The following is a 24,338-nucleotide window of genomic DNA, read 5'->3' as shown; positions in this document are numbered from 1 at the left end:
CAGCCCTTTCACGCACATTTTACCGTCAGAAACTGCCGAGATCCATTGCACTGCAGTGGATCTGCCCTTATTCAGGAAGCCCCAAGGAAGCAGCTGAATCAAGAGACTGAAGACTGGCCTCAACTTTCTGGACGATTGCATGCTGCTCTGCAAGCGGAGGCAGAGGAAGCCTGAGAGATCGAACTATCTCTTGATTGATATTCGGCTGGCCACCACCCGTTGCCAAGGAAAGCAGATGACTCCGGGCTGCCAAGATAAAGAGCAGCAAGAACTCGCCGATGATTTCTGTGCCAGGAGGAAGAACACAGCAAGCCTGATTGACCGTCGCCTCTACTCCAAGGATTGCTGCCTTGCCAATTGTGGCACCGTACATCGCCACAACCACTGAGCCCACCACATGCAATTTTAAGGCCGAATGTTGATGGACTGCTGCTTCGGTGACATGATTCGAACAAGCCACCAAAACGGAGTCGTTCAGATCACCCGTGACCACCCATGGAACTGCCCCATCCTCGTAGAATTCAGGCATATCACTTTTTGGCGTGGTCCCGCTTCCAATTTCCTTGCATAGCTGAGATAGCTTTCTTACCCTCCAATGCTCAGGCACCTCCCCCAGCCACTCCACCCCCGAATCCTTCATCGGCGCATCTGGATTCAGCCCCTTGGTAACGGCATGGGAGATCACGGTCTGGCGCTTTTCCTGCAGCAGCTCGATCAGGCGTTGCTGCTCGGCGATCAGGGCATCGATCTTGGCGGTTTCGCAGTCGAGGAAGCTGATTATTTGTTGCTGCTCGGTAAGCGGGGGAATGAATGATCTGAAATCACGGACAAAGGCTTCTGGAACCCGCTTTTGGCCGCCAGCCCCATACATCGCCGCTTCACCAAGGGATCTGAAGGGATTGGACCTAAAAAGATAGTCAAGGAACTTAGCCAATAAGAGATGTGTTGTTGGCCGAGCGACGATCAGCTCCGTTGTTCCGAATCCGATGCCTCCCTTCAATCCTCGGAGAATGGCCCCTTTCCCGTTTTCAAAGCATGGGGTAATTTTGGCAATGCATACATCACCTTCCTTGAAGTAGGTGTAGCCATTCAGGCATTCGCCAACCTCCTTCACCTGTTCAAGGTTGAGGCTTCCATCCTCGCCAATCGCCTCCATCGGAAGGAAGGTGACAAGATCATCATCCGCATACGATCTTGCCTCCTGTTTGGATGGATTCAGGGTGGCTGCAAATCGAAGCCTAAGGCCCTCCCAATATTCCGGCACCTTCCCCAACCATTCCACGCCGCTGTCTTTGCAGGCCGTGTAACGGGGAAAGCTCATGCCGACAGCCCTCCGATCATCGCCAGAATCCGATCTGTCACTTGCTTTAGCTCGGCATCAATCACCTCAAGTGGTCTGGGTGGCGTGAACACATAGAAGTGGCGGTTGAAAGGGATCTCATAGCCCACTTTGGTCTTGTCGTGATCGATCCAGGCATCACTCACGTGGGGCAGTACCTCCCGCTCGAAGTAGGTCTGCACGTCTTCGCAGAGCGGCACGTTCTCGGTGTCGCGCAGGCTGCTGTCGGCCTGGGGCTGGCCCTTGGCCTTGCCGCGCTGGCCGAGCACCACGTTGCCGGCTTCATCACGCAGCGGGCGTTCCACTGTGATCGTGCGGTAGCCGAAGTCTTCGTTGCGGAAGATCCTGCTGATCGGCTTGCCGTCCTGCTCGGCTTCCTCAAAGTTGCCGAACAGGCGTGTGATCGCATCGATGTGCTCGGGGCTCAGCTCCTTGCGCTTGCTGCCCAGGCTCTTGCGCATCTTCTGCCAGAAGCTGCTGGCATCGATCAGCTGCACCTTGCCCTTGCGCTCTGCCGGTTTGCGGTTGCTGAGAATCCAGATGTAGGTGCTGATGCCCGTGTTGTAGAACATATCGGTGGGCAGGCCGATGATCGCCTCCACCAGATCGTTCTCCAGCACATAACGGCGGATCTCGCTTTCGCCGGAGCCCGCCCCGCCTGTGAACAGGGGAGAGCCGTTCAGCACAATCCCGAAGCGACTGCCGCCATCCTTGGCGGGTCGCATCTTGCTGATCAGATGCAGCAGGAACAGCAATGACCCATCGCTCACGCGGGGCAGGCCAGGGCCAAAACGGCCCGCATAGCCGAGGGTGTCGGCTTCGCGCTGCACCTCCTTCTGCATCTTCTTCCACTCCACGCCGAAGGGTGGGTTGGAGAGCATGTAGTCGTACTTCTGATCGCCCAGCTGATCGTCCGAGAGCGTGTTACCAAAGCGGATGTTCTTGATGTTCTGCCCCTTGATCAGCATGTCGGCCTTGCAGATCGCGTAGCTCTCGGGGTTGAGCTCCTGGCCGCTCAGCACCAGCCGGGCTGAGGGATTCATGCCCACCAGGTGCTCTTCGGCCACGCTCAACATGCCGCCGGTGCCCGCCGTGGGGTCGTAAAGGCTGCGCACGATGCCGGGCTGGGTGAGCGCCGCGTCTTCTTCGATGAACAGCAGGTTCACCATCAGACGGATCACCTCGCGCGGCGTGAAGTGTTCCCCTGCCGTTTCGTTGGAGAGTTCAGCAAACCTGCGGATCAGCTCCTCGAACACCAGGCCCATCTCGGCGTTGCTCACCGTCTCCGGGTGCAGGTCGATCTGGGCGAAGCGCTCGCTCACCATGTAGAGCAGCCCCGCCTTCTCCAGCCGGTCCACCTGCAGGTGGAACTCGAAGCTCTCGAAGATGTCACGCACCTCCGGCGTGAAGGCCTGGATATAGCTGCGCAGGTTCTCGCCGATGTTGTCCTGATCGCCCATCAGCCGCTTCATGCTCAGGGCCGAGGTGTTGCAGAAGGCCTGCCCCGCCACCCGCAGCAGGAACGGCTCGGGATCCAGGCCCTGGCTCTCGCGCAGCTCCTTCTCGGCCAGCACCGCCTCCTTGGTGGGCTCCAGCACGCAGTCGAGCCGGCGCAGCACCGTGAACGGCAGGATCACCTTGCCGAAGTCGCTCTGCTTGTAGTCGCCCCGCAGAAGGTCGGCGACGCCCCAGATGAAGGCCGAGAGGTTCTGTCTGCCGGTGGGCTGGGGGCCAGGGGGAGGAGCCGCTTGCGGGGCTGATGGACCCCGACTGCCGTTCACGGATGTCGATCGAGCCGGAGGCGGCTGCTCATTCCCGTTGCCCAGGCTTACCGATCCCCCGCGACCGCGACCTGGCACCAGCTGGCCGGAGGCCACGAGGGGCCCCTTCACCGCCTCATAGGTGGGCTCATCCCAGCCCAGCAGCTCGCGCAGCCTGCCGTTGCCGGCGGAGCCCCCCAGGGCCTCCAGGGCGCCGAGGAGTGCCAGCTGCTGCTCGTTGGGCTCCATCAGGACTCGGGATCCGCGCGTCGTGCTGGGCAGCCTGCCAGGCACCTGGGTGGTTGACCCCTATCTGGGCATGCCTGGCGAGATCGCCGTCACCCCGATGCAACACCGGCGGCCGCTGGGGCCACGCTGAAGCGGGATGCAACGGCTTCGTCCCCCACGGGGGTTCCTGCCTCCTGGGCTCAGCAGCTCGATCGCACCCTGGCCTTCTGACGCGCCCCTCCATGACCATCCCGATTGCGCTCACCATCGGCGGCAGCGACTCCGGCGGCGGCGCCGGCATCCAGGCCGACCTCAAGACCTTCACCGCGCTCGGTGTGCATGGCTGCTCGGCGCTCAGCTGCGTCACCGCCCAGAACACCTGCGGGGTCAGCCGCGTCGATGCCCTGCCGCCCGAGGCGCTCACAGCCCAGATCGAGGCGGTGCTCAGCGATCTGCCGGTGGCGGCCCTCAAGACCGGCATGCTGCTCAACGCCGCTCTGATCGAGGCCACCGCCGCCGCGCTGGGGCCCCTCACGATCCCGCGGCTGATCGATCCGGTGATGGTGTCGCAGGCCGGTTCGCTGCTGCTCGAGCTGGAGGCGCTCGCGGCCTACCGGGCTCTGCTGCTGCCCCTGGCCGAGCTGCTCACCCCCAACCTGCAGGAGGCCTCCCTGCTCAGCGGCGTCGCGATCGAGGGCGCCGAGGGCGTCGAACGGGCGGCGGAGCGGCTGCTGGAGATGGGTCCCGGGGCGGTCCTGATCAAGGGTGGCGGCCTGGCGGAGCTGCGCGGCCGCGACTTTCTGCAGGTGGCCGGTGGCGCGGGGCTCTGGGTGGTGCATCCCGCCGTCGACACCCCCCACACCCACGGCAGTGGCTGCACGCTGGGGGCGGCGATCACCGCCTCGCGCGCCCGCGGCCTGCCACTGCGTCAGGCGGTGCAGGCCGGCAAGAGCTTCGTGGAGGGAGGCCTGCGCCATGCCCTGGCGATCGGAGCCGGCCAGGGACCTCTCTGCCACTGGCATCCCCTGCTCTGATCGGCGTGTTTCTGTCCGTTTCCTTGTGGCCCCGTTGTGCCTTCGACCACTGAGCTGCTGCTGTCCCTGCTGATCAGCTCGATCGCCAGTGGCTACCTGGTCTATGGCCGCCGCCAGTCCTCGCCGCCGGCCCTGCTCAGCGGCTTCGCCCTGCTGGTGCTGCCGTTCCTGGTCTCGGCTCCGCTGCTGCGCATCGGGCTGACCCTGCTGCTGATGGCCCTGCCGATCCTGCTCAGCCGCCGCTGACTGCGCGCTGGCCCCGTTCGGGCGGACTGGCCATACTGCCGACACCCTCTCCCCTCTCCGACTGTGTCGTTCGCCTCCGCCAATGGGAAGGCCGCAGCGGCCGTTGAGGGTCGTTCCCCTGCCGCCAGCGGTACAAAGGCACTGGTGGCCCTGGGAGGTCGCCTGCGTCAGGCCCGGGAGGCCAGCGGCCAGGAGGCATCGGTGCTGGCCGATCGGCTGCGCATCGGTGTCGAGCAGCTGGAGGCTCTGGAAGCGGGAGATCGTTCGCGGTTGCCGGAGCCCGTGTTCGTGATCGCCCAGGCGCGGCGTGTCGCCGGGGCCCTGCAGCTGGATATCGGGCCTGAACTGCAGGCCCTGCGTGCCTCCGGTGATCTGGATGCGGCGTCGGGTGCGCCCCTGCGGCCCTCCCCTGCGCCTGCGGCGCCCAGCACCTCGGCCGCTTCCGCCCCTCGGGTCCGTCCGTCCGTCCGGCCCTGGTGGTGGGCCGCTGCGGTTGTGTTGCTGCTGGCGGCCGTCGGGGTCGGCTGGCGGCTGCGCACGGCGGTGGTTCCGGCACGCTCGGATCAGCCTGCTGCAGCACCTGCCCCCGGCGCAACGGCTCTGCCTGCGGCCTCTGGTGAGCGCGGAGGCGACAGGGCGGTGATCCCAACGGCGGAGGGCCTTTCGGCCAGCCCCGGCGGCACCGCTGAGCCCGTTGCCAAAGCGGGCACCGTGGTTCTCGCCAGCCGCGAACCCAGTTGGGTCGAGGTGCGTCGCCCGGATGGCAGCACCGCATTCCGTGGCCTGTTGCAGGGGGCTCGTGTGTTTCCGCTCGCCGACGGCCTCGAGGTGCTGGCGGGACGCCCTGATCTGGTGACCAGCCGCGTCGGCTCCGAACCGGCCCGCGTGCTCGGCCCGATCAGCGACGTGCGCTGGCGTTCGCTGCCGGCTGACCGCTGAGTTCCGCAGCGGAAGCCACCTCGAGACTGAGGCCGGTGGCTTCGCGCACGGCATCGGTGCAGGAGCGCAGACTCCAGCATTCCAGGCTGAGGTCCGTGGTGGGCTGTTCGGCTGAGTCCGCCACCGGATGCAGCACGATGCGCAGACCGCTGGCGTCGTTGCGGGCTCCCACGGCGTCCAGGCTGACGCGATCGAGGACCGCTGCCGGGCGCCGGTCGAGGGCGGCCGCCAGACGCAGCAGCAGTGCCAGGTTGGCCACGGTGCGCTTCTCCTCCCGCCCCTCGATCAGCTGCCACGACTCGTGGCGTTTCTTCGGCAGGCCGCGGCGGTGGTAGCGGGCGATGGCGGCCACCATCAGGTGCTCCAGCTCGGAGTAGCCGAGCAGCTCGCCGTGGCGGATCAGATACCAGGTGTGCTTGTGATAAGCGGCGCTGTTGATGTGCTTGCCGCAGGCGTGCAGCTGGGCGGCGGCCCAGAGCAGCAGGCGGCCGCTGCCGTCGTCGTGGTGCAGCAGGCCCCGGCTCTGGTCGTAGAGGCTCAGGGCCAGGCTGGAGACCCGATCGGCGCGGGCCTGATCCACCCCGTAGATGCGGGCCAGATGGCGCACGCTTCGCTCGCGGATCGTGCTCTGGAAGGCGAAGCGATCACCCAGCAGGTCGTTGCGCAGCATCCAGTCCACGATCAGGCCCTCGCGCAGGGCCCGGTCGCAGACCACCAGCTCGCGCGCCCCGAGCATCTCCATGGCGGTCTGGAGGATCAGGGCACCGGGCACGATGATCTCGGCCCGCCGGTCGTTGATCGCGGTCAGGGCGCGGCGTTGTTCGGGGGTGAGCAGCACCAGGCGCTCCACCAGCTGGTGGATGCGCTCCCGGCTGAGGCGGTAGCCGCCGAGCCTGAGGGGCGGTTTGCCGTCGTCGGCGGCCGCCAGGGCCGCCAGGGCCATCGCGGTGCCGCTGGTGCCCACCATCACCGGAGACTCTCCCGGGCGCAGGGCGGATCGCACCTCCGCCACCGCCGGATCGAGGGCGCCCTGGATGTAGGCCTTCAGGAAGCGCCGCCGCTCGGCCGGCAGCGGATCCTGCTGGCAGAACTCCCGCTGCAGGCGCACCGCCCCGATGCGGGTGCTGGTGAAGGCGCGGCCATCGCGGCCGTCGGCGAGCACCAGTTCGGTGGAACCGCCGCCGATGTCGAGGATCCAGTGGGGCGTCTCCCCGAAGGCCATGCCGGAGACCACGCCCAGGTAGATCAGGCGCGCCTCCTCCGGGCCGCTGACCAGATCGACCTCCAGGTCCAGCTGCTCCTGCAGGGCCAGCAGGAAATCGCGCCCATTGGGCGCTTCGCGCACGGCGCTGGTGGCCGCGGTGACGATCTGTTCCACGCCGTGGCTGAGCGCCAGATCGCGGCAGTGACGCAGGGTGCGGAAGCCCCGTTCGATCGCCTCGGCACTCAGGTCACCGGTCTCCGGATCGCGCTCGCCCAGCCGGGTGGTGGATTTCTCCGCCAGCAGCACGCGGAAGGAATGCAGCCCAGGATCGATCGCCGCGATCAGCAGGTGGATCGAGTTGGTGCCGATGTCGATCGCCGCCACCCGCCGTTCACCGCCGGAGCGCACCGCCTGGGCGGACGGATCCTCGGGCCTGGAATCCTTTGGCGGGGGATCCTTTGGCGTGGAATCCATGGGCGTCGGGTCCATGGGGGCTCGCTGGCCAGGCGGCGCCACTTTGCCACCGCTGCCGTCGGCAGGGAGGCGCCGGCGCCAGGTGCCACGACAACGGCTCCGGCGTGCCACGGCTCCGCCTCGGGACGATCCCGTTCCCTGCTGAGCTGCCCTGGGCCGGCGCCAACCCCACCGACCCGCAGACCGGTCGATGGAACCCGGCCCAGCCCGGGTTCGGCGCCTGTCCGGCCGGCCCCTAGCCTGCGCAGAAGCTCCAGCAGCGCATGACGGACAGCGGCGATGGGCGCCCGGCCAGGCGCGAGGGCGGCCCGCTCGCCTGGCTGGAACTGGTGCGCTGGCACAAGCCCAGCGGTCGTCTGATCCTGCTGATCCCGGCGGGCTGGGCCCTGTGGCTGCAGCCCCAGTCGCCGCCGCCGGCAGCCCTCGTGGGCTGGATCGTGCTGGGAGGCCTGGCGGTCAGCGCCGCCGGCTGCATCGCCAATGATCTCTGGGACCGCCGCATCGATCCGCTCGTGGAGCGCACCCGCAGCCGTCCCTTGGCCGATGGCCGGGTGGCCGTGGGCACCGCCTGGATCCTGATGCTGCTCTGCCTGCTGGCGGCGTTGCTGGTGGTGCTGGCGCTGCCTCCGGCCCACCTGGGGCTCTGCCTGGCGCTGGCCGTGGCGGCTCTGCCGCCGGTGCTGCTCTATCCCTCGGCCAAGCGCTGGTTCCCCTATCCCCAGCTGGTGCTGGCCCTCTGCTGGGGGTTCGCGGTGCTGATCCCCTGGGCGGCGGCCAGCGGCACCCTGCAGGGCCTGCCGCTGGCGCTCACCTGGCTGGCGGTCCTGAGCTGGACCTTCGGCTTCGACACCGTCTACGCCATGGCCGACCGGGACGACGACCGGCGCGTCGGCGTGCGCAGCAGTGCCCTGAGCCTCGGCGACCAGGCGCCTCTGGCGGTGGCGCTCTCCTATGGCGTCACGGTGGCGGCCCTGGCTGGGGCGGCCCTGCTGCGCCAGGTCGCCACGCCGGCGTTCTGGCTGCCCTGGGCCCTGGCCGCGCTGGCGATGCAGTGGGAGGCCTGGCAGCTGCACCGTTCCGATCTGCCCCGCAGCGCCTACGGCCGCCACTTCGCCAACCAGGTGCGGCTGGGGGCCCTGTTGCTGCTGGCCCTGATCCTCCCTCAGTTGTGAACGCTCCGCTGCTGCCCCTGCCCAGCCCCCTGCGACGCGGCGACCGCGTCGGGCTCGTGGCCGCCAGCTCCGCCCTGCAGAGCGGTGAGGCGCTGCTGGCGGGTCTGGAGCTGCTGCGCTCCTGGGGGCTGGAGACCGACGGGGACCCCGAGGCCCTGCTGGAGCGCCGCTGGGGCTATCTGGCGGGGCAAGACCGCGAGCGACTGGCTGATCTGAGCCCGTCCGGATCGGAGCCACCGGCCCTGCTGGCCTGCGTGCGCGGCGGCTGGGGAGCGGCCCGCCTGCTGGAGCGGCGGCCGCCGGCCGAGGCGAACTGGCTGCTGGGCTTCTCCGATGTCACCTCGCTGCTGTTCGACCGCGTCGCCCAGGGCCGCGGTGGCGGCGTCCACGGTCCGCTGCTCACCACCCTGGCCGCTGAACCGGAGTGGAGTCAGGAGCGGCTGCGGGCGCTGCTGTTCGGCGAGCCACTGCCGCCGCTGCAGGGCGAGAGCTGGTGCGGTGGAGTCGCCGAGGGTCCGCTGCTGGTGGCCAACCTCACGGTGGCGACCCATCTGCTCGGAACGCCCCATCTGCCGCCGCTGGCCGGGGCGATCCTGGTGCTTGAGGACGTGGGCGAGGCTCCATACCGGATCGAGCGCATGCTCACCCATTGGCGTCTCTGCGGTGCTCTGCAGCAGCTGGCGGGTCTGGCCTTCGGCAGCTTCAGCGGTTGTGATGACCCGGAGGACGATCGGCCCGCTGAACGCCGCTTCAGCCTCGAGCAGGTGCTGCGCGAACGCAGCAGCGATCTGGGTATCCCTGTCGTGGCGGGGCTGCCGGTGGGCCATACCCCGGGAAATGCGGCTCTGCCGCTTGCCGTGCCGGCATGCCTCGACGGAGACCGGGGCGTGCTGTCCTTGCTGAGCTGATGCAGCCGTGAGGTCACCCGAGATCGTCATCGGCAGCTCCTGTGGAGAACCTCCATGGCCCCGATGGCAACGGGGCTGACAACGAAGGGATCAGGTGTGCCGGCCCACGATCATTGCGAACTGGGATTGGTGCCGCCGCCGCCGCCACTGCTGAAGGCACCGCTGGCGGCGGCCACCCCGAAGCCCACCACGACGACACCGAGGATCACGGCCCAGGTCGGGATGGTGGAGGCGGCGGCCCCAGCCAGCACTGCCGGCCCGATCACCTGAGGCGAATTGAAGCCCACATAGAGCGGTTGGCCCACAGGCTGGCTCGGATAGACGCAGGGACCCTGATCGCAGGTGCTCGGGAATTGAAAGGCAAAATTGGTGCCGGCTGGGAGATCGGTACCCGGTCTCAGGGTGACCTCCAGACCATCCTGCGAAACGGTGTATTTACTGATCTGCTGTTGGGTCTCGCCGAGAGTGTCATCCGAATTGATGAAGCGAACCGTGATGGGACCCTTGAGATCTGTCGGAATCGCTTTGTTGAAACGAAGGGTGAGGCTGTTCTGATCCAGGCTGGCGGTCAGTTGCCCTCCCTGAGGGTTGACTTCCACCTTCAAAGCCTGGTCGACTTCCAGCACCTTGGGATCGGACAGGCTGCCGTCGGCCTGGGCGATCAATTGCAAAGAACCTCCCTCGTCAGCCCTGCTGGGGCTCAGGGCTGTGTCTTGGGAGACCCCTGTGCGGGTCGTCGTTGAGAGGGTGGAAACCGCCAGGACGGATGGGTTGCTTGCGCTCCGCTGCCGATCAGCTGCTTCAGCAGGAACGAAAATCTGCCCCTGGCTCTGAGATGGGGTTAAGGCTTGCGGTGCCACATCGCTCGTGGCGGCGGCAGGCCGCTGGGACTGGGTCGTCGCGTTGAGCAGAGCGCTGACCGCAGGCATCGGTTTCATCCCCTGGCCGTCAAGGCGGAACAGCTGCAGGGAGGCCGCTGGCAGGGCACGGGCCGGTGAGGCGAACAGCGCAAATGCCGCAAGCACCGGCAGAGAGAGGAGCGCGGTCAGATCGGCGCTCTTGCGGATCCGGAATGGGCCGGAGAGAGAAGTGAAATTCTGGTTATCACCTGCTTGGCGACGGAAGTGATTTGGAAGTGAGCTAATCATTAGCAGCTTTATTTTGAAGTGTAATATCACCGAGCCAGCATCGGTCGGCCTCGCTTCTGTGCCAGTGCTTGTATTGGCATGAGCTTCTCAGTCTCTTGCTGTGATCTCGTTTCGGACCGTCAGCACCGCCTCGGCGAGGGTCAGGTCGATCGGTGTCGTGAGCTTGATGTTGGACGGCGGCGCCTCCAGCACCCGCACCGGCAGCCCCAGCCGCTCGAACAGGGAGGCGTCGTCGGTGACGCTCCAGCCTTCGGCTTCGGCCCGGGCATGGGCGTCGACGAGAGCCTCGACCGGAAAGCCCTGGGGGGTCTGTGCCGCCCACAGACCCTGGCGATCCGGCGTGGCGTGGATCCTGCCGTCAGCATCCACCTGCTTGATCGTGTCGGTCACAGGGGTGGCGGCGATCACCGACTCGCCCCGGGCCACCGCCTCGGCGCAGCGCGCGAACAGAGAGGGTTCCACCAGGCAGCGTGCGCCGTCGTGGATCAGCACCCCAGCGGCCTGTGCCGGCAGGGCTGCCAGACCGCGGCGCACCGACTCCTGGCGCGTTTCTCCGCCGAGGATCCACTGCACAGGCCTGTCGGCACCGGAGGCCGCCACGATCGCCGCCACCGCCTGTTCATCCACGGGCTGGCCGACGATGCCGATCCAGCGGATCGCCTCGCTGGCCAGGGCGGCTTCCAGGGTCCAGGCCAGCACGGGGCGGCCCAGCAGCGGCAGCAGCAGCTTGTTGGCGGCCGCACCCATGCGGCGGCCGCTGCCGGCGGCGACGATCAGCAGATGCACAACTCGCGTTCTCCTGCGGGGGAGCCTTCAGAACCCTTCCATACAATCAGCCCAGGCAAAAGACACTCCCTCCCGGCATGCGTGCGCTCTTTCTGATCCCGGGAGATGAGCTCAGTCAGGTGCAGGCCCTGCCCGCGGCCGCGGCGGTGGCCAGCCAGCTCGGCTTCGCGCTGCAGGTGGCCTGTGCGCCGGCGCTGGCGCCGCTGTGGAAGCTGCTTCCCGCTGTCGAGAAGACCATTCCCTTCGACTTCCGCAACGCCAGCCTGGCCGACTGGGCCAACCTGCTGGGCTCGGTCCGGGAGCCCGATTTTCAGGTCTGCATCAATCTGGCCCGTGGCCGCCAGGTGGATCTGATGCTCTCGATGAGCCATATCCCCACCCGCATCGCCGCCGCTGGCTTCTCCGCCACCAGCAGGGTGGCTCCGACCGACGCGGGATGGCCGGCCCAGGCCCTGCAGGCCTATCTGCAGCCGATCGGCGTGACCCTGGCGGCCGACGCCTTTCGCCTCGCGCTGCCCCCGGAACTGTTGCGTGAGGCCCAGGCCAGCCTGCCCGCCGGCGACGGGCCGATGCTGTTGCTCGCCCCCGCCGGCGTGCCCGGCGACTGGCCGGCGGAGCAATGGCAGCGGCTCCCGCAGCGCATCCGCTCCACCCTGCCGGGGCTGCGCAGCCTGGAGCTGCCGCCGGCGACGGCCGCCACGGCCCTGCGCCGTGCCGCCCTGGTGGCGGCCAGCGATGTGGTGCTCGCCAGCGATCCGCTCAGCGAGGAGCTGGCCCTCCTCTGTGGTGTGCCGCTGGTGGCCCTGGGCCGCGAGGACGACAGCCTCCCGCGTCGGGACGGAGTAAAAGGACTCACATCCCGCAGTGGCCTGGGTGCCCTCAGCAGCGACGACGTTCTCGCCGCCCTCGGCCTGGCCTGAGCGGTCGCGCCGGTGGCGGCGGCTTCCTCCCCCCCCTGGGGAGGCCTGCCATCTGCGCATCCGGGGAGTTCGATGACGCGGTTGACGCGCCGCTGGAACCCCCGCAGGCCCCCGCCGACCAGCCGCTCCCGCCGCCCATGGCTGATGCCGCTGGCGGCCCTGGCCCTGGTGGTGAACCTCAGCGCTCTCGGCTACCGGATCACCGAAGGCTGGGACTGGGGGGACTGCTACTGGATGGTGGCGATCACCATCCCCACCATCGGGTATGGCGAGGTGCAACCGCTCACCCACGCCGGCCGCTGGGTGACCGTGTTCTCGGTGGTGGGTGGTCTGTTCGTGGTGCAGCTCACGATTCAGAGCCTGCTGGGACTTTCGGAGACGGGCTATTTCCGGCGGCTCCGTCAGCGCCGTTTTCTCGACTGGTTACGCACGATGCAGGACCATGTGATTCTCTGCGGCTACGGCCGCATCGGCCGTGAGATCGCCAGCCAGCTGACCCGCGAGGGTGTGCCGCTGCTGATCGTGGAGATGGATCCGGAGCGGCGGGATGCCGCCGAGGAGAAGGGCCTGCCGGTGCTGATGGCGGACGCCACCCTCGATGAGACCCTGCTGGAGGCCGGCATCCTGCGTTGTCGCAGCCTGGTGGCGGCCCTCCCCAACGACGCCTCCAACCTCTACGTGGTGCTCAGCGCCCGCTCGATTGCCCCTGCCATCCGCCTGATCGCCCGCTCGGACAGTGAGGAGGCGGAGCGCAAGCTGCGTCAGGCCGGTGCCGACAGGGTGATCAGCCCCTATGTGGCCGGAGGGCGCACCATGGCCGCCACCGCTCTGAGGCCCCTGTCGGTGGATTTCATGGATCTGCTGGCCGGCTCCGACTGTGAGGTGGAGGAGTTCCAGCTCAGCGAAGATCCCGCCAGGCTGGGGGCGATCAATGGACGCACCCTGCAGGAGCTGCATCTCAAGCGCCACACCGGTGCCCTGGTGCTGGCGGTCCGCAATCCGGAGCCGGCCCCGGCCAATCCCTATTCCTATCGGGGCAGCAGCTATGTCAAGACGGGCCCCGAACTGATCGCCAATCCCGGCGGTGACGTCAGGGTGATGCCGGGCCAGCTGATGGTGGTGCTCGGCAGCAAGGAACAACTGGCCCGCTTCCGCGCCCTGCTCGGTCCGGCGGTGGTGGAGGAGAAGCCGATGCTGGCCTGAGGCGGGGGCATTCCGGCGCCGCCATACGATCACCGCCGCCGGACCTCCCCGGTCCCTCCCCAGAGGCTTGTGACGATGCCCCCCCCGCCCTCCGATGCGTCCCACTCCAGCGCCCAGGGCAAGGTGGCCCTGGTCACAGGGGCCGGCCGCGGCATCGGCCGGGCCATCGCCGAAGCCCTGGCGGCGGCTGGATTCACGGTGGTGGTGAACTACGCCAGCTCCGAGCAGGCGGCCTCCGAGGTGGTCGCCGCGATCGAGGCCGCCGGCGGCCAGGCCTGGAGCCATCGCGCCGATGTGGCCGATGAGGTCCAGGTCGAGGCGATGGTCAGGGCGGTGCTCGAGCGGGAAGGCCGGATCGATGTGCTGGTCAACAACGCCGGCATCACTCGCGATGGCCTGCTGATGCGGATGAAGACCGCCGACTGGCAGAGCGTCATCGATCTCAATCTCACCGGCGTCTTCCTGTGCACCCGGGCCGTCAGCAAGCCGATGCTCAAGGCGCGCAGCGGCCGCATCATCAACATCACATCGGTGGTGGCCCTGATGGGCAATGCCGGCCAGGCGAACTACAGCGCCGCCAAGGCGGGCCTGCTGGGACTCACCCGCAGCAATGCCGCCGAGTTCGCCTCCCGCGGTGTCACCGTCAACGCGGTGGCTCCCGGCTTCATCGAGAGCGACATGACCGCCGAGCTCGACAAGGAGCCGATCCTCGCCGCGATTCCCCTTGGGAGAATGGGCAGCGCCGCTGAGGTGGCGGGCGCCGTGCGTTTCCTGGCGGCCGATCCCGCGGCGGCCTACATCACCGGGCAGGTGCTGCAGGTGGATGGCGGCATGGTGATGCGCTGAGGACTGCCCATCGTCGCGGGCCTCACCTCACTCGTTGATCAGAGGCGCTGTCAGCGCTTCACGGGTGCGGCGGATCTGCTGCAGCAGGCGGAGCCTGCGGCTGCGTTCGGTGATCGTCAGGAACACACGGATCGGCACGTACACCAGTGCCATCGCCAGGCCGAGGCAGGCGATCAGCAGGAACACCATGCCGTTGGCGGAGGTGGCCGGTCCCAGGCCCGCCTCCGCGGCGGCACTGGCCGCGGCCGTGTCGAGGGTCTGTTGCAGGAGGTCGTCCATGGGCGGACCCTATCGAGCCGCTCCGCCGTGCGCAGCCGTCGATGGGCGTGCCGTGGCCGGCCATTCGGCTTTCCCCACCGGCTCGCGGATGACGCTCACCGGGCCGCTGTGGGAGGGTGCCCCGATCCTCGTTCTGTCGCCTTCGCCCCGATGGCCAAGCTGATCCGCTTCTCCGATCACTCGCGCGATGCCCTTGAGAAGGGCGTCAATGCCCTGGCCGAGGCGGTCAAGGTGACGATCGGCCCGCGCGGCCGCAACGTGGTGCTCGAGAAGAAGTACGGCGCCCCCGACATCGTCAACGACGGCGTCACCATCGCCCGCGAGATCGAGCTGGAGGATCCCTTCGAGAACCTCGGAGCCAAGCTGATCCAGCAGGTGGCCTCCAAGACCAAGGACAGCGCCGGTGACGGCACCACCACCGCCACGGTTCTGGCTCAGGCGATGGTGCAGGAGGGCCTGCGCAATGTGGCAGCCGGCGCCAATCCCGTCGAGCTGCGCCGCGGCATGGAGCGGGCGGCCGCCCGCGTCGTGGCGGGCATCGCCGAGCATTCCGTCAGCGTCGCCGGTGACGCGATCCGGCAGGTGGCCACCGTCAGTTCCGGCAACGACGAGGAGGTGGGCCGCATGATCGCCGCCGCCATGGAGAAGGTGAGCGCCGATGGCGTGATCACCGTGGAGGAGTCCAACTCGCTGGCGACCGAGCTGGAGATCACCGAGGGGATGGCCTTCGATCGTGGCTACGCATCCCCCTATTTCGTCACCGACCAGGAGCGGCGCGAGTGCGTGTTCGACAACCCGCTGCTGCTGATCACCGACCGCAAGATCAGTGTTGTGGCCGATCTGGTGCCGGTGCTGGAGGCGGTCTCGCGCAGCGGCCGGCCGCTGGTGATCCTCGCCGAGGAGATCGAGGGTGAGGCCCTGGCCACCCTGGTGGTCAACAAGACCCGCGGCGTGCTCCAGGTGGCCGCCGTCCGTGCCCCGGGCTTCGGCGACCGCCGCAAGGCGATGCTTGAGGACATCGCCGTGCTCACCGGTGCCCAGGTGATCGCCGAGGATCGCGCTCTCACCCTGGAGAAGGCCACCCTGGCCGACCTCGGCAGCGCCCACCGGATCACGATCAGCAAGGACGAGACCACAATCGTCGCCGATGACAGCCGCCGCGCCGCCGTCGCCGACCGGGTGGCCTCGATCAAGCGCGAACGCGACAACACCGACTCGGACTACGACCGCGAAAAACTCAGCGAGCGCATCGCCAAGCTGGCCGGCGGTGTGGCGGTGATCAAGGTGGGGGCCCCCACCGAGACCGAGCTCCGCAACCGCAAACTGCGTATCGAGGACGCCCTCAACGCCACACGGGCCGCCGTCGAGGAGGGCATCGTCGCCGGTGGCGGCACCACCCTGCTGCAGCTGGCCGATGGGCTGGGCTCCCTCGCCCAGGAGCTGCACGGTGACCAGCGCACCGGTGTTGAGATCGTTCAGCGCGCCCTCAGCGCCCCGGTCCGGCAGATCGCCCACAACAGCGGCGCCAACGGGGATGTCGTCGTCGAGCAGATCCGTCAGAGCGGTCAGGGCTTCAACGCCCTCAGCGGCCGTTGCGAGGATCTTCTCGCCGCAGGGATCGTCGATGCCGCCAAGGTGGTGCGCCTCGGTCTCCAGGATGCGGTCTCGATCGCGTCGCTGCTGATCACCACGGAGTGCGTCATCGCTGACAATCCCGAGCCGGCGGCACCAGCAGCCCCCGATGGCGGCATGGGAGGGATGGGTGGAATGGGAGGCATGGGTGGCATGGGTGGCATGGGCATGCCCGGCATGATGTGATCCCTTCCTCCCCGCGCTCACAACCTCGGGATGTCGCTCTGCGACTCAGAGGCTGCGCACCAGCTGGGCGTGCAATCGGCAGACGTTCAGGGCCTGACGGGGGGGATCGCTGCAGAGCTTTCCCAGCTCACGATTGAGGGCCTGCATCTGGGACAGGTGCAGGCCGCTCATCGGCATCCCGAACAGCGACAGGCTGAAGAGCAGCACCCCACCCCCCGTCAGGGCATTGCGCCGACCCTGAAACCAGTCACGAAGCTGGACAAGTCGGGAGGACGGCCTGGCGGAACCCCTGATGGCGGGATTCGGGAGTCGGCCCGTCGAGGGTGCAGGGACGGGGATGCCTGCCGCTGGCGCCGCCGTTCCTGACCGGACACCGGCCTGAGGCGACAGCGGCGGCACTGGATGGGGCCGGGAGGCTGGTGTGACAGAGGTCAAACCGCACCGCATGGCCTTGCTGCATCGCTGGTCTTATGTTGCACGCCTGTGCCGGGCTGATCGGCGGCCGCAAACAAAATTTCCAGGAGTGGCGCCGCTCAGGCCCCCGCAACGTCCATCGCGCTCCGATAGGCAGCCACCTGCAGATCCACTCCGGTGATCGCCGTGCCCACCACCACAGCATCGGCGCCGCTCTCAAGGGCGCGTCGGGCGTCCTGGGCCGAGGCGATCCCCCCTTCACAGATCAGGGTCACCGCCCCGGGAAGATTCTGGCGCAACGGCTGCAGCAGCTCCCAGGCCGGCGGTCGGAGCGTGCGGGTGGATTCGGTGTAGCCGAACAGGGTGGTGCCGACCCAGTCGCAGCCCCATTCGGCTGCCTGGAGGCCCTGCGCGACGCTGGCCACGTCGGCCATGAGCACCGCCCCGAGCTCTCCCCGGGCCCGTCCGATCAGATCCGCCAGCGTCTCACCGTTCGGCCTCGGGCGCTCGGTGGCATCCAGGGCCACCACATCGGCCCCCGCTGACCACACGGCCTGGATCTCATCCCAGCCGGGGGTGATGTAGACGGAACTCTCGGGATAGGTGCGCTTCCACAGCCCCACGATCAGGGCCTCCGGGCAGCGGCGTCGGACCGCCGCGATGTGTTCGGGGCTTTCCAGGCGCACTCCGGCGGCGCCGTTGTTCAGGCTGGCCTGGGCCATGGCGGCGATGACCTCGGGATCGCGCATCGGCGAACCCTCCGGGGCCTGGACCGAGACGATGAGGCCGCCCCTGAGCTGCTCACGGCTGAGCCGGGTGGAGTGTGTCGGCATCGCTGAGGTCCGCTCAGGAGGCCCGGGGCAGATCGCCCGAGTCCGGAAGCCAGGCCCGCAGGTCCGAAAGGGCGGCAGGGGTCGGTGCGGGCCGATCGCCGACGGCCGGTTTGGCAGGAGGGAGTCCGAACCGCAGTCGGGAGGATGGGGCCTGCCGGGAAGGCGAAGGAGCGCCGCTGGCCGCATCGGCTGTGGTGGCCTGACCCGTGGCGGCTGGGACGGAGGGGCTGCTGCTGGTGGCGGGGCCGGTTGCGGGGGAGGGCAACGGATCGAGGGTCCAGGAGAAGTCGGGTGCTGCCTGGGTCGGTGGGGCCGCCTCCAGGGACTGGTTGGTCGCGAAGCCGCCGTTCTCCTCGTGGTGTTCCGCCTCAGGGGTGCGCAGCAGTGCCACCGTCTCTTCGACGCAGTCACGCATCACAGCGCGCAGGCGGGACAGCCGCGGCAGGCGGCCTGTCTCGATCCGTCCCCGCAGACGCTGGAGGAGGCCGTCCTGGCTCGTGGTTTCGGTGGCGTTCTCACCGGCAGCCGCCGCCGGGGTGCTGCTGGTCTCACCCGGCTTCGTGGTCGCTGGGTCTGCCGCTGCCCCGTCCTCGCCGCTGCTGGGCAGGGTTGGGTGCAGCTCCGGGATGGTCGGGTCGTCCTGCATGGTCAGGCCCGGCGCCGCCACCGCCACTGCCACCGCCTCCGCTTCGCAGAGGTGTGTCTCGAGGATCGGGGCCTGTTCGCCCCGTGGTGTGGGGATCGGGTCGCTTTGTGCGTCGGCGGCATGGCTGCTCCCGCCGTCGGCGCCGGCCGGGCTGAAGGCCGAGCTGAGGCTGGCTGCGGTGGTCCGCAGGCTGGGCCACAGGCCGCCGCGGACCGGCAGTGGCTCCGGAACGCCGGACGCTGCCGACGATGACGCGTCGGTGATCGGCAGTGGTGCCGGCGCGCTGATCTGCTCCGGTTTCTCGAAGGACTCAGCCAGCGCCGCGAAGGCCTCATCCACCGCTGCCACGGCCCGGGTCTGCAGCTCCTGCTCCTGGGCCGGCGATTCCTGCAGGAATGAGGACTCCGAGGCGGTCAGCGGCGAGGAAAGCAGCTCGGAGGCGTCGACCGGGGGCACCCCGCCGATGCTGGAGGCTGTCAGGACCGCGGCTGTGGTCTCGCCCTCCGGTGCAGCGTCAGTCATCACGAGGCTCGCGTTCCCTGCGGCCGCGGCGTCCGCCAGGTTGATGGAGCCGGCTTCTGCTGCGCACGTCGCAGTGGAGGCGGTGGCAGGGAGAGTGTCACCGGGCCCCTCGAGGGCCAGCAGGTTCTGAAGCCAGGTGGACGCTTCAACGTCGAGGCTGCCGACCAGCTCGGTGCTGCAGAACCGCCGTAGGTCACCGACGCTGCGACGGTGCACCCATTGCTGGGCCAGCTGCAGGCAGCACTGGGAGTGCCGCTGCCGCACCGCTTCGAGAAGAAGGGCGCCCGGCTCGGGGCGAGGGGCGAGCGGAGCGGGCAGGGGGGGCTGGGGCACGGTGTCGGCTCAGGAGAGTTTGCGGTCCAGCAGGGGGCGGATCGCGAGGAACAGGCCCATGGCCAGCAACGCCAGGATGCCGAGGCAGGTGGCGGCCGTGAGGTCGCCGTACGGGGCGTTCAGCACCACATCGCTGAGGTGGAACGGACCGCTGTAGGCGGCGCGGATGGGTTCGATCGCGAAGGTAAGGGGATTCAGGGCCGCGAGCCAGCCCAACCAGGGGGGCATGAAGGAAATCGGCGCCAGGGCGGTGCTGGCGAACAGCAGGGGCAGGTTCGCCACGAAGATCACCGCGATCAGTTCGATATGACCCGGAAGGGCGAAGGCCAGACCGAGGCTCAGGGCGGTGACGGCGAACACCAGCAGCAGCAGGGTGACCAGAACGAGCACCAGCCCGGCGGCCCCTGGCCAGCCGTAGCCGAGGGCGGCGGCGGTGAGCAGGATCGCCAGGCTCTGCACCAGGCTGAGGCTGGTGATGTAGAGCACCGAGGCCAGAACGATCGAGCTGCGGGCGCGCAGGGGCGCCACCAGCAGCCGGTTGAGGAAGCCGAATTCCCGATCGAACATCAGCGGCAGGCCGGCGTTGAGGGCGCCGCTGAAGGCGGTGAACACGATCACGCCGGCCCCGAGGAAGCGTCCATAGCTCATGCCGCCGGGCAGCAGACCGGCCGGGGCGTTGGCGAACAGGGCGCCGAACAGGATCAGCCAGATCAGCGGCTGCAGCACGCCGGCCACCAGGGTCGAGGGTCGCCGTGCGAGCTGGACGAAGAGCCTGCGCGTCAGTGCCAGCGTTTCCTGGCTGATCTCCGCGAAGGCCGACTGCGGCAGCTCTGCGGCGTCCGACAGGGGGGCAAGGCTGGGGGAGGCGCTCGTCATGGCAGGCGATCGGATCTGGCGAAAGGCAGGCGTTCAGGGCCGGAGCCGTCCTGTGGAGGGACCGGTTCGGCCGGGCTGCTGGGGACGCTGCACGGGGTGGCTCCGATTCTGGGCGTGGGCGGTGGCCTTCCGGGAGGCCCGGGGACAGCCCCTGGCCTGGGGCTGCCCTGCTTCTGACCGGTCACGCCGCGCTGTTCACACCGGCAGGCCCCGTCCAGTCAGCTGTCTCAGAACCGTCTCGGTGGTGTCTCGGCAGGCTGTCTCAGCGCATGGTCTGTTTGCGTTCGGTCTTCGGGTCGCGCAGGCCGGCCACCGACAGCTCGGCATCCATCAGCGTGCGGCCGGTGGCCCGCAGGTAGACGTCATCGAGACTGGGGCGGCTCTGGGCCAGCGAGAACACCGGCAGATCGGCTTCCGCCAGCTGGCGCCGCAGGGTCTCGATCGCCTCGCCGTTCTCCACGACCAGGTTGAGCGAATGGCCCTGGGCACGGTTGATCACCACTTCGCGCACCCCAGGACAGCTGCGCAGCAGGTTCTGCACCTGGGTGGCCTCGCCTTCATCGCTGAACTCGCGCACCCGCAGGGTGACGCGGTCCCCACCCAGGTCGGCCTTGAGCTCCGCCGGCGTGCCTTCGGCGATGACGCGGCCGGCTTCAAGAATCGCCAGGCGGTCGGCCAGGGCATCCACCTCCTCGAGGTAATGGCTGCTGAGCAGCACCGTGGTGCCTTGGTCGCGCAGCTGCCTGAGCACCTGCCAGATGGCGGCACGGCTCTCGATGTCGAGGCCGACGGTGGGCTCGTCGAGAACCAGCACCTGGGGCCGGTGCAGCAGGCCTGCGGCCAGATCGAGGCGGCGGCGCATGCCACCGGAATAGCTGCCGCAGCGGCGGTCGATCCAGTCGCCCATCCCCAGCAGGTCACTCAGTTCGGCGATGCGGCGGTCCCGCTCGGCCGGGCGCAGGTGATACAGATCGCCCTGGAGGGAGAGCAGTTCCCGGCCCGTGAGAATCTTGTCGAGGGCCACCTCCTGGGCGACATAACCCAGCAGACGGCGCACGCCGCGGGGGGCGTCCAGGGCATCGAGCCCCGCCACCCGCACCGAGCCGGCATCGGGTGCCAGCAGGGTGCAGAGGATGCGCAGGGCGGTCGTCTTGCCGGCACCGTTGGGACCGAGAAGGCCGTAGAGACAGCCGGCGGGAACGCTGAGGGACAGGTCGTCGAGGGCCTGGACCGGTTGGCTCTTGCGCCCGCCGTAACGCTTGCTGAGGTGCTGCAGCTCGATCAAGCCGGGAGTTCTCCTGAGCGGCGGGGGCCGCAATCTAGGCAGCGATGCCGGCCGGGAGCGGGGGCCAGTTTGAGGTCAGCAAGGACAGGCCCAGCTCCTGGGCCTGGGGCAGCCGCGCCAGCAGCAGCAGCAGGCAGAGGCCGAAGAGATAGAGAATCGACCAGCGGAACAGATCGCGGGCCCGGCGGTTGTCGTGGGGATCGTCGGCCAGGCGGCCGCTCAGCTGCAGCAGGCGGGCATTGAAGGGGATCGCCAGCAGGGCATAGAGCAGTCCTCCCGCCGGCAGGGCCATGGCCCCGAGCAGGCTGAGGCCTGCTGTCACCCAGCTGTAGCGCTGGATCTCACGCACGGTGAGCGGCACGCCGTGCACCACCGGCAGCATCGGGATGCCCACCGAGCGGTAGTCCTCGCGCAGCAGCAGCGCCAGGGACCAGAAGTGGGGTGGCGTCCAGACCATGACCAGGGCGAACAGCCACCAGGCCGACCAGCCCAGGACGCCGCTGACCGCCGCTGCACCCACCAGGGGGGGGATGGCGCCGGCCACCCCGCCGATGACAATGTTCTGCGGCGTGCGGGGCTTGAGCAGGGCGGTGTACAGCAGCACGTAGCTGCACAGGCCCAGCAGGGAGAGGGAGGCGGCCAGCGGATTCACCACCAGCACCAGCAGGGAGGTGGCCGCCAGGGTCAGCAGCACCGCCAGCGCGAAGGCCTGACGCCTGGCCAGGCGGCCGGAGGGCAGGGCACGGCGGCTGGTGCGCTGCATGCGGCCATCGAGCTCCTCTTCCCAGAGGCAGTTGAGAACGCCTGCTGCCGCGGCGGCCAGCGCACCCCCGGTGAGGGTGGCCATGACCGTGCCGGGGCTCGGGGGTGGACCGGCGCTCAGGGCCATGCCTCCCAGGGTGGTGGCCAGAAGCAGGGGGATCAGCCGGGGTTTCGCCACCTCGAGCCAGGCAGGCAGGCGCACGGAGGGGCGGATCGAGCCGGCAGCGGAGCCGGCTGCAGGCGGGGAAATGGGTTGATCGCGGTCGGGACTGAGGGCGGTGGCGCTAACCATGGACAGCCTCCAGGGTGGGTTGACGCAGCGGGGCGAGCCCCAGCAGGCAGCGCCCCAGCAGGGCGCCGAGCAGGGCCACCAGAAGCCCCGCCAGCAGCTGATGGGCGATCGTCACGGCCGGAACCTGCAGCTGCAGGCGCAGGGTCTGGACACCGAGCACGACCTGGGCCATGACCAGCAGGCCCGAGGTCAGCGCCAGGGGGCGAGGGCCTGGTGCAGCCGGTCCGGTGAACAGCGAGCCCACCGCGAGGGTGAGAATCGCGAGGGCGGCGGGATAGGCGCCGAGCCGATGGGCCAGCAGCCAACGGCAGCCTTCGCCGGCCTGCAGGCACAGATCAGCGGCCCATTGGCTGGCCATCGAGGCTCCCAGCACGCACTGGCCGAGCAGCAACAGGGTTGCGAGCCCACACAGCAGAGCCCACCACAGCGGTGGTCTGACAGCCGCAACCGGTGCTGTCAGCAGCTGATGCAGGCTGCTGAGCACCAGCAGAAGCAGCAGCGCCGTGGCCAGATGGGCGGTGACGGTGCCGGCCGCCAGCAGCTGGATCACAGTCAGGGCGCCCAGGGCACCCTGAGCGGCCACCAGCAGGAGAGCCAGGCCACTGAGCCAGGGCAGCCACCGGGGCAGAACGGCGGCCCAGCGCAGGCTGACGGCCAGGAGAGCGATCAGTGCCAGCCCCACGAGAAAGGCGTCGAGCCGGTGGAACCACTCGAGGAAGACCTGCAGGTTCATCTGGCGGCCTGGCAGCAGGGCCCCATAGCAGAGGGGCCAGTCAGGGCAGGCCAGGCCCGCCTCCATCACCCGGGTGGCTCCGCCGATGACCACAAGCGCCACCACGGCGACGACCAGATGGGAGCTGAGCAGGGTCAGCGCCCGGCGGACTCCGGCCGGGGCCGCGGTCAGGCTGTCCCCGGTGGGAGGCGCTGTGACATGCGCCTGAGACGTGCCTGCCGGTGCGAAGTCCACTGGTGACGCCTCAACCGAACGGGGTCACAAGGTAGCGAGTTTGTGCTGATGGGCGATCCCGCACATCTCAGGAGCTGATTGTTACATTTCCCGCCGTTTGTCCGCATGGGCTGGCAGCCGCTCTCGCCGCCGCGTCCACCCCCATACCCTTTAGGTCGGTCGACGCTTTCCTGATGGCGATCCCCTCCTCCCTGATCACCCTGCTGCTGGGGATGGCCCTGGTGCTGATCGGTTTCTGGGTGGGGCAGAACGTGAATCTGCTGCCACTGGATGCCAGCAGCAACGCCCCTGTCTACGACGATCTGTTCCGGGTGCTGTTCGTCATCGGCACCATCCTCTTCATCGGCATTGTCGGGCTGGTGGTGTTCAGCCTGATCCGTTTCCGTCGTCGGCAGGGCGATGACGGTGACGGCCTGCCGATCGAGGGCAATCTGCCCCTGGAAATCGTCTGGACGGCCATCCCGGCCATCGTTGTGCTGTTCGTCGGTATCTACAGCTACGACATCTATGAGCGCATGGGGGGGATGGCTCCCCTCAATGATCACTCCGCCCACATGGCTCATCAGGTGCAGGCGATGGCCGCTCAGCAGGCCTCCGTCTCCGCGTCCGAGGGTGGGGAAGAGCCCCGCGTCTGGGGCGGGATCGGACTGCTGGATCCGGGTGAGGTGGCGCTGCCTGTCGACGTCACCGCCATGCAGTTCGCCTTCCTGTTCCACTATCCCGGTTCGGACATCATCAGCGGTGAACTTCACGTCCCCAGTGACAGGCCCGTGGAGTTGCGCATGGAGGCCAAGGATGTGATTCATGCCTTCTGGGTGCCCCAGTTCCGGCTCAAGCAGGACGTGATCCCCGGCCAGACCACCGTGCTCACCTTCACGCCCACCAAGCCCGGCAGCTATCCGATCGTCTGCGCAGAGCTGTGCGGCCCTTATCACGGAGGGATGCGCTCCACCGTTGTGGTGCATGAGCCCGATGAGTTCGATGCCTGGGTGCAGCGCAACGCCCCGGCCCCCCCGCCACCGGCGACCGTGGCCAGCGCTGCGCCCATCGCTCCCGTGGCCTGAGCCCGCCCGGGCAGCTCTCCCGAATCCTTCCCTGTCGTAC

General features: G+C 68.6%; 23 protein-coding genes. 10 read left to right on the top strand and 13 right to left on the bottom strand.

Translation table 11 applies throughout. The features are described 5' to 3' along the window. Positions 1-67: 67 nt before the first annotated feature. Both H8F25_RS07870 and H8F25_RS07865 read right to left on the bottom strand, forming a co-directional pair. Positions 68-1,321, bottom strand: coding sequence for a restriction endonuclease subunit S (locus H8F25_RS07870; protein ID WP_197213005.1), 1,254 nt, complete (start codon positions 1,319-1,321; stop codon positions 68-70). After that, a complete protein-coding gene (locus tag H8F25_RS07865) occupies positions 1,318-3,348 on the bottom strand; it encodes a class I SAM-dependent DNA methyltransferase (protein WP_231597261.1) in 2,031 nt (676 codons plus the stop codon). The genes H8F25_RS07870 and H8F25_RS07865 overlap by 4 nt, the downstream gene beginning before the upstream one ends. Before the next feature lie 221 nt (positions 3,349-3,569). Between H8F25_RS07865 and thiD the strand changes: the two genes are divergently transcribed. The 3 genes from thiD to H8F25_RS07850 all read left to right on the top strand — a co-directional run bounded on the left by thiD (position 3,570) and on the right by H8F25_RS07850 (position 5,546). After that, the gene (gene thiD / locus H8F25_RS07860) at positions 3,570-4,361 is read left to right on the top strand and encodes a bifunctional hydroxymethylpyrimidine kinase/phosphomethylpyrimidine kinase (protein WP_197213004.1); all 792 of its coding nucleotides are present in this window, start codon (positions 3,570-3,572) and stop codon (positions 4,359-4,361) included. A 36-nt stretch (positions 4,362-4,397) separates the two neighbouring features. Further along, positions 4,398-4,607 carry a hypothetical protein gene (locus tag H8F25_RS07855; protein WP_197213002.1) on the top strand — a complete coding sequence of 70 codons (210 nt, stop codon included), beginning with the start codon at positions 4,398-4,400 and terminating at the stop codon, positions 4,605-4,607. Positions 4,608-4,670: 63 nt separating this feature from the next. Beyond that, positions 4,671-5,546, top strand: a complete 876-nt coding sequence (locus H8F25_RS07850; RefSeq protein ID WP_197213000.1) for a helix-turn-helix domain-containing protein — start codon at positions 4,671-4,673, stop codon at positions 5,544-5,546. Here H8F25_RS07850 and H8F25_RS07845 read toward each other — a convergent pair. After that, positions 5,506-7,224, bottom strand: coding sequence for a Ppx/GppA phosphatase family protein (locus H8F25_RS07845; protein WP_197213602.1), 1,719 nt, complete (start codon positions 7,222-7,224; stop codon positions 5,506-5,508). The two genes, H8F25_RS07850 and H8F25_RS07845, sit on opposite strands and share 41 nt — an antisense overlap. A gap of 263 nt (positions 7,225-7,487) precedes the next feature. Between H8F25_RS07845 and H8F25_RS07840 the strand changes: the two genes are divergently transcribed. Both H8F25_RS07840 and H8F25_RS07835 read left to right on the top strand, forming a co-directional pair. After that, a complete protein-coding gene (locus tag H8F25_RS07840; RefSeq protein ID WP_197212998.1) occupies positions 7,488-8,396 on the top strand; it encodes a 4-hydroxybenzoate polyprenyltransferase in 909 nt (302 codons plus the stop codon). Continuing rightward, the gene (locus H8F25_RS07835) at positions 8,393-9,304 is read left to right on the top strand and encodes an LD-carboxypeptidase (RefSeq protein ID WP_231597260.1); all 912 of its coding nucleotides are present in this window, start codon (positions 8,393-8,395) and stop codon (positions 9,302-9,304) included. Before H8F25_RS07840 ends, H8F25_RS07835 begins: the two co-directional genes overlap by 4 nt. Before the next feature lie 110 nt (positions 9,305-9,414). On the opposite strand, the gene H8F25_RS07830 is transcribed toward H8F25_RS07835, so the two are convergent. Beyond that, positions 9,415-10,482 carry a hypothetical protein gene (locus H8F25_RS07830; RefSeq protein WP_197212997.1) on the bottom strand — a complete coding sequence of 356 codons (1,068 nt, stop codon included), beginning with the start codon at positions 10,480-10,482 and terminating at the stop codon, positions 9,415-9,417. Positions 10,483-10,539: 57 nt separating this feature from the next. Next, positions 10,540-11,238, bottom strand: coding sequence for a 2-C-methyl-D-erythritol 4-phosphate cytidylyltransferase (gene ispD, locus H8F25_RS07825; RefSeq protein WP_197212995.1), 699 nt, complete (start codon positions 11,236-11,238; stop codon positions 10,540-10,542). A gap of 77 nt (positions 11,239-11,315) precedes the next feature. On the opposite strand from ispD, the gene H8F25_RS07820 reads away from it, so the two are divergent. The 3 genes from H8F25_RS07820 (at position 11,316) to fabG (ending at position 14,207) form a co-directional block, all read left to right on the top strand. Then, the gene (locus tag H8F25_RS07820; RefSeq protein WP_197212993.1) at positions 11,316-12,158 is read left to right on the top strand and encodes a glycosyltransferase family 9 protein; all 843 of its coding nucleotides are present in this window, start codon (positions 11,316-11,318) and stop codon (positions 12,156-12,158) included. A gap of 72 nt (positions 12,159-12,230) precedes the next feature. Continuing rightward, a complete protein-coding gene (locus tag H8F25_RS07815) occupies positions 12,231-13,361 on the top strand; it encodes a potassium channel protein (protein ID WP_197212992.1) in 1,131 nt (376 codons plus the stop codon). Between the two features lie 75 nt (positions 13,362-13,436). Further along, complete coding sequence (fabG, locus tag H8F25_RS07810) at positions 13,437-14,207, top strand: 3-oxoacyl-[acyl-carrier-protein] reductase (RefSeq protein WP_197212990.1); 771 nt, start codon at positions 13,437-13,439, stop codon at positions 14,205-14,207. 27 nt (positions 14,208-14,234) lie between these two features. On the opposite strand, the gene H8F25_RS07805 is transcribed toward fabG, so the two are convergent. Next, complete coding sequence (locus H8F25_RS07805) at positions 14,235-14,486, bottom strand: hypothetical protein (protein ID WP_197214090.1); 252 nt, start codon at positions 14,484-14,486, stop codon at positions 14,235-14,237. Positions 14,487-14,636: 150 nt separating this feature from the next. Between H8F25_RS07805 and groL the strand changes: the two genes are divergently transcribed. Next, positions 14,637-16,304, top strand: a complete 1,668-nt coding sequence (gene groL / locus H8F25_RS07800; RefSeq protein ID WP_197212988.1) for a chaperonin GroEL — start codon at positions 14,637-14,639, stop codon at positions 16,302-16,304. A gap of 45 nt (positions 16,305-16,349) precedes the next feature. Here the strand turns inward: groL and H8F25_RS17965 are convergent, their stop codons facing one another. The 7 genes from H8F25_RS17965 to H8F25_RS07765 all read right to left on the bottom strand — a co-directional run bounded on the left by H8F25_RS17965 (position 16,350) and on the right by H8F25_RS07765 (position 23,234). Beyond that, complete coding sequence (locus H8F25_RS17965) at positions 16,350-16,475, bottom strand: hypothetical protein (protein WP_255518319.1); 126 nt, start codon at positions 16,473-16,475, stop codon at positions 16,350-16,352. A 362-nt stretch (positions 16,476-16,837) separates the two neighbouring features. Continuing rightward, entirely contained in the window at positions 16,838-17,551 is a 714-nt protein-coding gene (locus H8F25_RS07790; protein ID WP_197212986.1) for an N-acetylmannosamine-6-phosphate 2-epimerase, read from the bottom strand. 13 nt (positions 17,552-17,564) lie between these two features. Then, the gene (locus tag H8F25_RS07785; protein WP_197212985.1) at positions 17,565-19,052 is read right to left on the bottom strand and encodes a hypothetical protein; all 1,488 of its coding nucleotides are present in this window, start codon (positions 19,050-19,052) and stop codon (positions 17,565-17,567) included. 9 nt (positions 19,053-19,061) lie between these two features. Beyond that, positions 19,062-19,928: an ABC transporter permease gene (locus tag H8F25_RS07780; protein WP_197212983.1), complete on the bottom strand. Its 867-nt coding sequence runs from the start codon at positions 19,926-19,928 to the stop codon at positions 19,062-19,064. A gap of 262 nt (positions 19,929-20,190) precedes the next feature. After that, positions 20,191-21,213 (bottom strand): ABC transporter ATP-binding protein, encoded by a 1,023-nt coding sequence (locus H8F25_RS07775; protein WP_197212982.1) that lies wholly within the window; start codon positions 21,211-21,213, stop codon positions 20,191-20,193. Between the two features lie 34 nt (positions 21,214-21,247). Next, entirely contained in the window at positions 21,248-22,267 is a 1,020-nt protein-coding gene (locus tag H8F25_RS07770; RefSeq protein WP_197212981.1) for a heme o synthase, read from the bottom strand. Then, the gene (locus H8F25_RS07765) at positions 22,260-23,234 is read right to left on the bottom strand and encodes a heme A synthase (protein WP_370525848.1); all 975 of its coding nucleotides are present in this window, start codon (positions 23,232-23,234) and stop codon (positions 22,260-22,262) included. The genes H8F25_RS07770 and H8F25_RS07765 overlap by 8 nt, the downstream gene beginning before the upstream one ends. A 173-nt stretch (positions 23,235-23,407) precedes the next feature. On the opposite strand from H8F25_RS07765, the gene H8F25_RS07760 reads away from it, so the two are divergent. Continuing rightward, the gene (locus tag H8F25_RS07760; RefSeq protein WP_197212980.1) at positions 23,408-24,298 is read left to right on the top strand and encodes a cytochrome c oxidase subunit II; all 891 of its coding nucleotides are present in this window, start codon (positions 23,408-23,410) and stop codon (positions 24,296-24,298) included. The last annotated feature ends 40 nt before the right edge of the window (positions 24,299-24,338 follow it).

It is taken from the genome of Synechococcus sp. CBW1004 (genome assembly GCF_015840715.1).
GTDB lineage: Bacteria > Cyanobacteriota > Cyanobacteriia > PCC-6307 > Cyanobiaceae > Cyanobium.
Note: the sequence above shows the minus strand (reverse complement) of the source record. Positions and strands in the feature narration are given on the sequence as shown.